Below are 9,856 nucleotides of genomic sequence, written 5' to 3' on the forward strand. Positions count from 1 at the left end.
GACCGCTTCGAACGGGTGGCGTCCCTACTGGGGATGCAGCCGGTGGGGGAGGCCACCTTCCCGGGCGTCGGCCAGGCTCGGTCACCCTGCCAATGGCGTGACCTCGTGCGCGCGGGCCGCGTGTCCTGGGCCGGCGACGGCGTCGACCGGGCGCTGGCCGGGCTGCCCGATCAGGACCGCGCCCGGCCGGAGCCGGTCTACCGCATCACAGCGTTCTCATGAGACGTTGCGGTTGTCGGGCCGTATCCGCCCCGGAACGACGCCCTGCTCCTCGGTGCCGTAACTGATGATCCGCCGGGCGCGGACCCGGATGATCGGATCCTCACTGCCGTAGGCCGAGTCGGACGGCTTCTCGATCGCCTCGGCCGTGCCGCGGATCTCCAGGCAGCGCACCGTCCACGGGTCGAGCGACGGCACGTCGTCGACCACGAACGCGACCTGCCCGGTCGCCGCGACGTTGCGATATTTGCGGCTGGCGGTCAGGTTGAAACCGCCGATGTCGATGGTGCCGAGGGCCCGGTTGTAGCGGAACCCGACCGGGCTGTTCTGCAAGGTGCCGTCGGGCCGCAGCGTGGCGAGGCGCCCCAGGGTCTGTTCATCGAGGTAGGCGATCTCGGACTCGGTAAAGGACATGGTCACAGGCTGCGCCTTCAACCTCGGTTAAAGTCAAGCGCCATGACTGACAGCGAAGAGCGGCAGGCCCGTTACGAGCGCGGCATGGCCTTGATGAACGAGGTCAGCGGGGGACAGGCGCAACCCTTCATCGACTCGCTGAGCGACGTCTCCCCGCAGCTGGTCCGGCAGGTTGCGGCGTGGGGCTTCGGCGAGATCTACTCCCGGCCGCAGCTGGTGCCGCGCGACCGGCAGCTGTTCACGATCGGCATGCTGACCGCGCTGGGCGGCTGCGAGCCCGAACTGCGCCTGCACATCGGCGTCGCCCTCAACGTCGGCGTCACACCCGTCGAGATCGTCGAGGCGCTGCTGCAGTCGGCGGGCTACTGCGGCTTCCCCCGGGCGATCAACGCCACGAAGATCGCGAGGGAGGTCTTCGCCGAGCGCGACCTGCTCCCCGTCGAGGGAGCGCTATAGAACGGCCCGGGCCAACGGCAGGGGAGGGGAACCGAGCGCGGTCAGACGGTCGTGGACCTGGGCGCTCGGCCCGCCTGCGGCGGCCACGATCGCGGCGATCTCGGTGGCGCCGATCAGATAGGCGGCGGCTTGCGACGGGTACGCGAGTGCCCGGTTGACCTCGGCGTCCGCGTACCGCCCGGGCAGGTTGAGCTCGCCGCTCAGGAACGTGCGGGCGTCGCCCGGGGTCATCGCGCCGGTGTGCAGGCCGGCGTCGATGGCCGCGCGCGCCGCGCGTACGAGAAGGGCCACGAGATGCCCCCGCAGCTCGCCCGGCCCGGTGTAATAGCCCAGCTCACCGGCGAGTTGTTCAGCGTAGACGCCCCACCCCTCGGTGAAGAACGGCGTCGTGAACAGCACGCGCAGTGGCCGCCGGCTCATCCGGCTGTAGTGGGCGTGGTGCCCGGGATAGGTCTCGTGGACGGTGACCGTGGCCAGGCCGGAGCGCCGCTGCGGCGCCGGCGGCACCAGGAACCGGCCGGTGCCGGCGCCGCTCAGCAGGGGTGGCGGTTCGTACGACGCGACCGGCAGCAACGCGAGTTTGTCGGCCGGCGTGGCCGCCACCTCGCACTCCTCGTCGCCGGGCAGCGTGATCACGTCGTGGTCGGCGCAGAACCGCTGGGCCCGTGCGGTCTCCTCGCGGTACCACTGGAGCAGCTGGTCGCCGTCGCGGGCCGGCTGGTCGGTGAAGACCGGCAGCGTCGACAGCCGCTCCCGGATCTCCCGTACGCGGGTCGTCCCGAGCTCGTGCACCGACGCCGCGTCGTACCCGTCACCGGCCGCGACCTGCACCAACGCGGTGTATGAGGCCTCGCCGATCGCCGGGTCGCCGTGCGCGCTGACCGCGAGGTCGCCGAGGAAGACCGCGAACTCCGCGTACGCCCGGGCCGCCGCCGACCCGCCGAGCCGCTCGCAGGCCGCCGAGCCGGCCTTGGCCTGGGCCGCGGCCCGGACCAGCAGTTGCGGGTCGGTGAGCGACGGGTCGAGGTTGCGCCGCCCGTGCCGCAGCAGGTCGGGCGCCTGATCGAGATAGTCCTGCTGGTGGACGCCGAGCCGCAGCGCCGCCAGCACCGGTGTCGTGTAGAGCTCCGGGCTCCGCCGGTGCATCCCCAGATCGTCGAGCACCAGCCGGTGCTGCAGCCCGCTGACGGCCAGGTCACGGTCGAACCGCTCGTCCGCGGTCGCCGGCTCGAACGCGTTGAGTCGCTCGATCCACTCTCGATCCTCGGCGGCCGAGCGGCCGATTCCCTTTTCCGACATGTCGGGCAAGGCGGCGTCCGGGGTCGAGGCGCCCAGCCGGGCCGCGGTCACCGGCGTACGCCTCAACTCGCGCGCGACGAGGTCATCGAGCAGCCCGGTCATCGCGCGACGGGCACGTCGTCGGCGATGCTCGGCGGCTCGGCCAGCGCCTGCTGGGCTGCCAGAATTCCTCCAGGATGTCGAGCGGCAGGAACCGCTGGCGACAACCCTAGGTTGTCGGTTGCGGGCGGGGCAACGGGTCGCCGAAATTCAAGCGGGCGGTGACCGCGCCCTCGGGGCGGCCGGCGTCCTGGCAGACGTCGCGGGTCCGGCTCAGCGTCGCCGCCAGCTAGTACAGGTCCTGCAGCCGTCGGTAGCTCTCCGCCGCGCGCTCGTAGTGCCGCAGCGTCGCATCGAACTGCCGGACGCGATGCCGGCGAGGTCTTTTCCCCGGTCGAAGCGGCCAAATGGAGGTGGGTCCTCAGGCTCAACAGTGCCGTCCTGCTGCGCTACGCCGGCTCTCGTACGCCACCCTCGTCGCCGTCATCCGGTAGCGGCTCGACGGGGGCTTCGGGCAGCTCGTCCGGCGTATCAGGCAGCAACTCGCCCGCATCATCCGGCGCGCGTTCGCCGGGATCAATCGGCGGATACTCATCAGGGTCCAGACCCGGCAACGACATGCCCCCCATCATCGGTCACGCAGCGGCCAAGCACTCCTCGGCACACCGACAAAATGCCGCCGGGGACCCGACTCGGCCAGCGGCGGCGGAGGGTGCTCCGATCATCGGATCACTAATCTGACAGCACCCCCGCAGCATGCCGGGGTGCCGGAACATCGAGCAGGGGACGCGGTGAAGGTCCGAAGCCTCATCTTTGCTGAAGCTCCATGTCCGATTCTCGCCAGCGCCTTTCCGTGAGCGCCATTACCGTGAATGCCGTGAACTGGACCGCGTATGCGACTTACATCGTGTTCGCCCTCGCAGTGGTGCTGATACCCGGCCCTGACTTTGCGGTCGTGGTCGGGAACACCATGTCTGGCGGTCGTTCCCGAGGGATGTGGTCAGCGGCGGGCGTAGCCTCGTCGAATGCCGTCCAAGGCATCGCCGCCATGCTCGGACTCGGCGCCCTGGTAATGCGAGCACAGCCCGTCTTCGACGTTATGAGGTGGGCGGGAGCCGTCTACTTGATGTACTTAGGCCTGCGATTGCTGCGGGCGGCGTGGAGAGGTAAGTACGAGCTGCCAGGTTCAGTCTCCGTCCAGCACACTGCACGGCGCGGGTGGCGTCAGGGCTTCCTGTCGAACATCACCAACCCGAAGGTCCTCGTTTTCTACGTGGCGGTTCTACCGCAGTTCCTGACGCCAGGTGCGGGCGCGCTGCCGCTGATGCTGTTCGCGGTGAGCCATGCACTGCTGTCCTTGACATATCTACTTATCCTGACGGCCGTGATGCACCGCGTCCGTCGGATCCTCGCGCGCAGACTGGTACGTCGTTACCTCGACGCGACGACCGGCATTGCCATGATCGGGTTCGGAACCCGGCTCGCAGTCGAGCGGCCATAAGGCCGCATTCACTTCGGCATGACCGTGCGTCTCGCCGGCTAAGCGTGCACCCCTGACCATTTCCATCGCCGGCCCGGCCAGCGGCACTGTGGGGCACTCGCGTTGCCGGTGTCTGGCACGGTGGCGACCATGCGGTGGTGGGTGGCGGTCGTGCTGGTCGGAGTGGTGGCGCTGCCGGCGGGGGCGGCCGAGCGGCGCCGCGTGTGCCAGGTGCGAGACGATCGGCTCACCGAGCTTTCCGGGCTGGCCGCCACGGGGTCGGGGTACGTCGTGGTCAACGACGGGTCCGACCTCGCCGGCCATCGGAAGATCTTCTACCTGAACGCCAAGTGCGCGGTGGTACGCACCGTCTCTTATCCGTCGCGGCCGCGCGACACCGAGGACCTGGGAATCGCCCGGGACGGCACGCTGTGGGTGGCGGACATCGGCGACAACGACGCCGAGCGCGGCACGGTCGCGCTGTGGCGGCTCGCGCCTGGGGCGAAGGCGCCGGTGCTGTACCGGTTGTCCTACCCGGACGGCGCGCACGACGCCGAGGCGTTACTGCTCGCCCCCTCGGGCACTCCGGTCATCGTGACCAAATCGGTGAGCGGGCGGCGTCTACGTGCCGGCCGGCCCGCTGACCGGCGGCCGGCGTTGCCGGTGACGACCACGAGCACCCCCGTTCACGTTCGGCGGGCGCCTGTTGATCACGGGCGGCGCGGTCAGCCCGGACGGGCGGTTCGCGGTGCTGCGTACGTACGCGGACGCCTTTGAATTCGCTGTTTCCGGTGGCGATGTCGTCGCCGCGGTGACCGCGGGCCGGGCCCGGCCGGTCGCGCTGCCGGACTGTCCCGCGGGACGGGGTGCGAGGTGGAGTTCGGGTCAGTGGTCGGCGAGATCGCCGAGGAACCGCACGATGCGCTGGGCCGCCCGCCGGTCCGGGTCCAGGTCGGTGTTGTAGACGCCCACGCTCAGGCCTCGGCACTTCGGGCTGCGCAGGGCCCGGTGCACGATGGTCGTGAGCTCTTCCCAGCTGAGCCCGCCGGGCGTGGCCGGGTCGCTCGCGGCGGCGCAGGCCGGGAAGTCGTCGCCTCGTACGACATCGAGGTCGACGTGGACCCACCAGCCGGGCGTGGTCCGATCGAGGTGCACAGTGGCCTGGTCGGCGAGCTGGTCGGCCTGCCCGTGCACCTCCTGCGCGGCGTACAAGCGCACTTGATCGGCGACGGAGGCGACCGCGATCGTCTCACGGTAGCGCTCGTCGCGTTGACCGAGCATGACAATGGCCTCGGGGTCGAGCGCGGGCAGGCGACATCGCATCGACTCGGGGGCGTCCTGACCGGTAAGCCCGAGCAGTAGTGCGATCTCCATGTTCGCGGCCTCGCCGTCGGGCGAGGACCCCATGGTGGTCGCGTCTTCGTGAGCGTCGATGAAGAACAGGCCGGCGACGCCCTGCTGGTCGCGCAGCGCAGGCAGAGCGCCGAGCAAGACAGCGCAGTCCCCGCCGTAGAGCAGCGGGAAGCGGTCCTCGACGAGCGAGCCGCGGACGCGTTCGTAGACGCCGTCGACCATGACCAGCAGCGCGGCCTCGTTCGCGAACCCGCCGGCGCCTCGACCCGGGTCGGGCTCGGGCGCGGTGACGTCCACCGTCATGGCCGCGCCAGGCAGGGTCCGGGCCAGTCCCGCCTCGCGGAGGGCGGAGGCCGCCCGCGCTTGGCCCAAAGGCCGTCCGGAACCGTCGAAGCACACTCCGATCAGATCCACCGAACCCGGCCACCTCGAGGACATCGGAACATAATGCTGCCGGCGCGGAAGTTCGAGCAAGCGACAAGCATCGTTGTCTCGATCATGGTCGTTCTACCGGGGCTCTTCTTACGACACCGGTTCTTGCGCGGGGCGAGCGCGACGACCTCGCCACGGCCGTGGCCCAGGCGGCGGATCACCCCTGGATGTGGACCGCCACGGCGTCGAGGACGGAGGCGAGATCGGTGTCGCTGATCGCCGCGTCCGGGCGGAACGGGAGGCGGGCGAGCCGTTCGACGCCGGCTGACCAGATCGTGCGCTCGTGCGGGGCCGGCGCGTGCAGCTCGGTCTTCTCGCTGCAGCAGGGGCACTCGAAGTACGCCATGTTCTCCACCCCGCCGAGCACGGGGGTGCGCACCTCGCGCAGCGTGCTGAGCGCGCGGCTGGTGTCCAGGTGGGACACCTCGGCCGGGGTCACCACCAGGATCGTCGTCACCCGTCCCGCGCCGGACAGCACGCCCTGCTGGGTGAAGCCGATGCCGGGCGGCAGATCGACGACGAGGGCTTCGACGTCGCCCCAGTTGGTCTCCTTGAGCAGCCGGCCGAGCATGAGGTCGCCGAGATCGGAGCCGAGGGCCAGCGCCTGGCCGCCGGCCATCAGGAAGCCCGCCGACGCGACCTTGAGGCCGTCCACCTCCATGGCTTCCAGCCCGGAACCGCGCCGGCCGCCGTGCGCCCAGCTGGCCAGAGTGACCGACCGGGCCGGCACGTCGCGGCGCAGCCCGAGCATGCGCGGCACGTCCGGTCCGGCGATGTCGGCGTCGACCAGCCCGACCCGGCGGCCCTGCCGGGCCAGCGAACGCCCGATGGCGACCGCGACGCTCGACTTGCCGACGCCGCCCTTGCCGCTGGCCACGGCGATGATCGGCAGCTGTCCGTCCGCTTCCATGCCGCAACCGTACTCAATCGCCGGCCGCGGGGGACCGGGGCCGATCACGACGGCGTGAAGACCAGCAGACTGTTGGCGGGGATAGTCAAGGTGGCCGACTGGGCCAGCCCGTGCATCGGCGGCCCGGAGGCGGCCACCGAACCGGCGTTGCCGCCCACCCACGGGTTGGGGAAGTTGTCGTAGTAGTCGGTGTTGAAGGCTTCCCGCCACCGGCCGGGCCGGGGGAACCCGAGCCGGTAGTCGTACCGGGTGGACTCGCTCAAGGTCAGGACGACCACCACGTCGTCGCGCTGGAAGGCGACCACCCGGTTGTCCTCGTCGACCGAGATGATGGCCAGCGAGTCGGACCGCAACGCCGGCAGGGATCGACGCAGGGCGATCAGGTCGGTGGTGCAGCGCAGGAAGTCGGCCATCGTACGGTCCAGACCCAGGGCGCCGTCCCACCAGATCAGACGGTCGGAGCGGCCGGGGCTGTCGGACCACAGTTTGTCCTCGAGGAACTCCTGGCCCATGAACAGCATCGGTGTGCCGGGGGCGGTCAGCAGCAGGGCCGTCGCGACGCGGGAGCGGCTCCGCGCGTACCAGGACCGGGGGTTGCCCGGATCGGTGAGCCGCGCGATGCGCGGCGCCCGATGGTCGTCCATGTCGAGGACGAGGTCGTGGTTTTCCAGGCAGTTGTAGGCCTGCCAGGCATGGTCGAGGTGCGGCGGGCGCCGCAGGCTTTCGGCCAGACGGCCGATGCCGATCGGTTGCGCGCCGCCTTCGGCGGCCTTTGCGAGTACGCCTCGAGCAGCCTCCCGTATCCCGTCGGCGTAACCGAGGTCGAACCCCATGCCGCCGGGCGGCCGCTGCACGGCCAGCCACCGGAACTCGCCCCAGTATTCGGCGATCAGTGCGGCGGCGGGTTTCCGGAGGTGCAGCGTCGTCGTCAGCTCCTGGCAGAAGCCCCAGCCGCCCATGGCGTCGATGACCGTGACCTCGTCGAAGCGGAGGCCGTCGGCGTGGTATTCGTCGAGGAACATGGTCGCGTTGTCGATCAGGAAGTCGCGCACCGGCGCGCGGTCGAAGGCGAAGACGCGGCCGCCGGCCCAGCCTTCGGACGAGAAGTAGGCGTTGTTGCCGGGTCCCGGGTCGGCCGGCAGGTCGATGTAGTCGAGGCTTTGCGGGTCGAGGCCGCCGCCGGCGTGGTTGTAGACCACGTCGAAGATCACGCCGAGGCCGTGCAGGTGGCAGATGTCGACGAACGCCTTGAGCTGGTTGGCCTGGCCTTCCAGCTGCTCCGGTTTCAGGGGGCCGGCACCGCGGGCGGCCAGCAGGGCGTTGACCCGGGCCAGGTAGGGCGGCAGGTCGGACGGATCGACGCAGTAGTCCATCTCGGGCGAGAACAGGTCGGTGCCGTTGTAGCCGAGGCTCCACTCGCCCTGGAACTCGACCACGGGCAGCGGCTGCACCGCGGTCACGCCGAGCCCGGCCAGATAGGGCAGGCGCTGGACGGCGTCGAGCAGCTTGGCCGTCCGATGGGGACGGCGGTCGCGGCCGGTCGCGTCGACGGCCGAGAAGACGCCGACGTGGAACTGGTAGACGATCAGGTCGGCGAAGGCGTGCGGTGTCCAGCCGTCGTCGTGCCACGGGTAGTCGGCGTTGTCGACGACCAGGGAGTCGCAGTCGGGGTAGCCGTAGAGCTCCAGTTCGCGGGCGCGCGGGTCGCGCTTGAACCCCTCACCGCCGGTGCCGGTCACGTAGTAGCGGTACTTTCTTCCCGCGCGTACGCCCGGGCAGAAGCCTGACCACCGACCGTGACCGTCGCTCTGAAGCTCGAGGTCGTCGACGACGGCCTCGCTCTCGTCGAAGCAGACGTGGACCCGCTCGGCGCCCGGCGCCCAGAGGCGCAGCACCACCCCGTCGGGCAGCAGGGTGGCGCCCATCGCGGTGCCGGGGCCGACGTGCTCCTGTGAGGCTGGCATCGTCCCAGGTTAGTAGCGGCCGGTGACCGCGCAGTAGCAGATCAACGACTCGTGTCGCTTTTGGCGACAGAGCTGTTGTGTAAACGATTCTTTCGGTGTCTGATGCGCCCAAGCATTCCTCTCACCGCCGGGCTGGGCGGCGGCCGTCTCACCCCCGTGGCGGTCCGCCGCCCAGCCTTTTCATCGCCGCGCGGCGGCCGGCAAGGAAGCGCCTTTCGGCGGGATTTCCGGTGTATTCACCGGCCGTTTCGAACGCGGTGGCGGCATCGGCCGGGCGGTCGAGGCGGGCCAGCAGGTCGGCGCGGACGGCGTGGAACATGTAGTGGCGTTCGAGGCCGGGAAGGGCGTCGACGATGGCCAGCGCAGCCGCCGGGCCCCGGACCTCGGCCACCGCGACCGCACGATGCAGGGCGACGATCGCGGTGGGCGTCAAAGCCAGCAGATGGTCGTAAAGGGTGACGATCTGCGGCCAATCGGTGTGGGCGGCTTGCCGGGCATCACTGTGGACGGCGTTGATCGCCGCTTGCAGCTGGTAGGGGCCGGGGCGGTTACGGCGCAGGCATTCGCGAAGAAGGGACTTACCCTCCGCTATCAGGGTGCGGTTCCAGAGCGTACGGTCCTGGTCCGGCAAGCGGACCAGGTCACCCTTCGCATCCGTACGCGCGGAGCGCCGCGCCGAGATCAGCAGCATGAGCGCCAGCAGGCCGCGGGGCTCGGACTCGTCCGGCAGGAGAAGCACGAGCAGTCTTCCCAGCCGTACGGCCTCGGCCGCGAGATCGTCGCGGGTGAGTGAGTCACCGGAGGCCGCCGTGTAGCCCTCGGTGAAGATCAGATAGACCACCGCCAGGACCGCCGACAGGCGGGCCGGAAGGTCGGAGCCGCGCGGCACCCGATAGGGGATCCCGGCGTCGCGGATCTTGCTTTTGGCCCGGCTCAGACGCTGCGCCATGGTCGCCTCGGGCACCAGGAAGGCGCGGGCGATCCCGGCCGTGCCGAGCCCGCCGAGCAGGCGCAGCGTAAGCGCGACCCGGGCGGCCGGCGCAAGCGCCGGATGGCAGCAGGTGAAGATCAGCCGCAACCGCTCGTCAGGGATGTCCCCGCCGCGATCCGGCCGACCGTCGCGCTTCTCGCCGGTCGCCGCGCCCTCGTGGTCTTTGCCGCTCGGCCTGCTGTCGTGCTCCTCGCCGGCTGGGCCGCTGTCGTGCTCCTCGCCGGCTGGGCCGCTGTCGTGCTCCTCGCCGGCTGGGCCGCTGTCGTGCTCCTCGCCGGCTGGGCCGCTGTCGTGCTCCT

General features: G+C 70.6%; 11 protein-coding genes. 4 read left to right on the plus strand and 7 right to left on the minus strand.

Going from position 1 to position 9,856, the window contains the following annotated elements:
* The first annotated feature begins 42 nt into the window (after positions 1 to 42).
* The gene (locus tag ACIA5C_RS13610; RefSeq protein ID WP_396054132.1) at positions 43 to 222 is read left to right on the plus strand and encodes a hypothetical protein; all 180 of its coding nucleotides are present in this window, start codon (positions 43 to 45) and stop codon (positions 220 to 222) included.
* Here the strand turns inward: ACIA5C_RS13610 and ACIA5C_RS13615 are convergent.
* Entirely contained in the window at positions 217 to 633 is a 417-nt protein-coding gene (locus ACIA5C_RS13615) for a PPOX class F420-dependent oxidoreductase (protein WP_396054134.1), read from the minus strand. The two genes, ACIA5C_RS13610 and ACIA5C_RS13615, sit on opposite strands and share 6 nt — an antisense overlap.
* Positions 634 to 675: 42 nt before the next feature.
* On the opposite strand from ACIA5C_RS13615, the gene ACIA5C_RS13620 reads away from it, so the two are divergent.
* Entirely contained in the window at positions 676 to 1,089 is a 414-nt protein-coding gene (locus ACIA5C_RS13620; RefSeq protein ID WP_396054136.1) for a carboxymuconolactone decarboxylase family protein, read from the plus strand.
* On the opposite strand, the gene ACIA5C_RS13625 is transcribed toward ACIA5C_RS13620, so the two are convergent.
* A complete protein-coding gene (locus ACIA5C_RS13625; RefSeq protein ID WP_396054138.1) occupies positions 1,084 to 2,490 on the minus strand; it encodes a DUF885 family protein in 1,407 nt (468 codons plus the stop codon). The two genes, ACIA5C_RS13620 and ACIA5C_RS13625, sit on opposite strands and share 6 nt — an antisense overlap.
* A gap of 386 nt (positions 2,491 to 2,876) precedes the next feature.
* Positions 2,877 to 3,047, minus strand: coding sequence for a hypothetical protein (locus tag ACIA5C_RS13630; RefSeq protein ID WP_396054140.1), 171 nt, complete (start codon positions 3,045 to 3,047; stop codon positions 2,877 to 2,879).
* A gap of 233 nt (positions 3,048 to 3,280) precedes the next feature.
* Between ACIA5C_RS13630 and ACIA5C_RS13635 the strand changes: the two genes are divergently transcribed.
* Positions 3,281 to 3,928, plus strand: a complete 648-nt coding sequence (locus ACIA5C_RS13635; RefSeq protein ID WP_396054142.1) for a LysE family translocator — start codon at positions 3,281 to 3,283, stop codon at positions 3,926 to 3,928.
* Positions 3,929 to 4,057: 129 nt separating this feature from the next.
* Complete coding sequence (locus ACIA5C_RS13640; protein WP_396054144.1) at positions 4,058 to 4,684, plus strand: hypothetical protein; 627 nt, start codon at positions 4,058 to 4,060, stop codon at positions 4,682 to 4,684.
* A 108-nt stretch (positions 4,685 to 4,792) separates the two neighbouring features.
* On the opposite strand, the gene ACIA5C_RS13645 is transcribed toward ACIA5C_RS13640, so the two are convergent.
* From ACIA5C_RS13645 to ACIA5C_RS13660, 4 genes are all read right to left on the minus strand, one after another.
* The gene (locus ACIA5C_RS13645; RefSeq protein ID WP_396054146.1) at positions 4,793 to 5,674 is read right to left on the minus strand and encodes an arginase family protein; all 882 of its coding nucleotides are present in this window, start codon (positions 5,672 to 5,674) and stop codon (positions 4,793 to 4,795) included.
* Between the two features lie 175 nt (positions 5,675 to 5,849).
* Positions 5,850 to 6,602, minus strand: coding sequence for an ATP-binding protein (locus ACIA5C_RS13650; RefSeq protein ID WP_396054148.1), 753 nt, complete (start codon positions 6,600 to 6,602; stop codon positions 5,850 to 5,852).
* 44 nt (positions 6,603 to 6,646) lie between these two features.
* On the minus strand, positions 6,647 to 8,566 hold the full coding sequence (locus tag ACIA5C_RS13655) for an alpha amylase C-terminal domain-containing protein (RefSeq protein ID WP_396054150.1): 1,920 nt from the start codon (positions 8,564 to 8,566) through the stop codon (positions 6,647 to 6,649).
* Positions 8,567 to 8,714: 148 nt separating this feature from the next.
* Positions 8,715 to 9,856, minus strand: a 1,142-nt coding sequence (locus ACIA5C_RS13660) for a DUF6596 domain-containing protein (protein ID WP_396054152.1), incomplete at its 5' end; no start/stop codon positions are given.

The sequence above is a fragment of the Actinoplanes sp. NPDC051343 genome, assembly GCF_044455125.1.
Classification (GTDB): domain Bacteria; phylum Actinomycetota; class Actinomycetes; order Mycobacteriales; family Micromonosporaceae; genus Actinoplanes.

Excerpts from the sequence above, each read along its gene's own strand:
- ACIA5C_RS13615 (WP_396054134.1), bottom strand. The coding sequence starts at position 633 with ATGTCCTTTACCGAGTCCGAGATCGCCTACCTCGATGAACAGACCCTG.
- ACIA5C_RS13630 (WP_396054140.1), bottom strand. The coding sequence starts at position 3,047 with ATGTCGTTGCCGGGTCTGGACCCTGATGAGTATCCGCCGATTGATCCC.
- ACIA5C_RS13640 (WP_396054144.1), top strand. The coding sequence starts at position 4,058 with ATGCGGTGGTGGGTGGCGGTCGTGCTGGTCGGAGTGGTGGCGCTGCCG.
- ACIA5C_RS13655 (WP_396054150.1), bottom strand. The coding sequence starts at position 8,566 with ATGCCAGCCTCACAGGAGCACGTCGGCCCCGGCACCGCGATGGGCGCC.
- ACIA5C_RS13650 (WP_396054148.1), bottom strand. The coding sequence starts at position 6,602 with ATGGAAGCGGACGGACAGCTGCCGATCATCGCCGTGGCCAGCGGCAAG.
- ACIA5C_RS13625 (WP_396054138.1), bottom strand. The coding sequence starts at position 2,490 with ATGACCGGGCTGCTCGATGACCTCGTCGCGCGCGAGTTGAGGCGTACG.
- ACIA5C_RS13620 (WP_396054136.1), top strand. The coding sequence starts at position 676 with ATGACTGACAGCGAAGAGCGGCAGGCCCGTTACGAGCGCGGCATGGCC.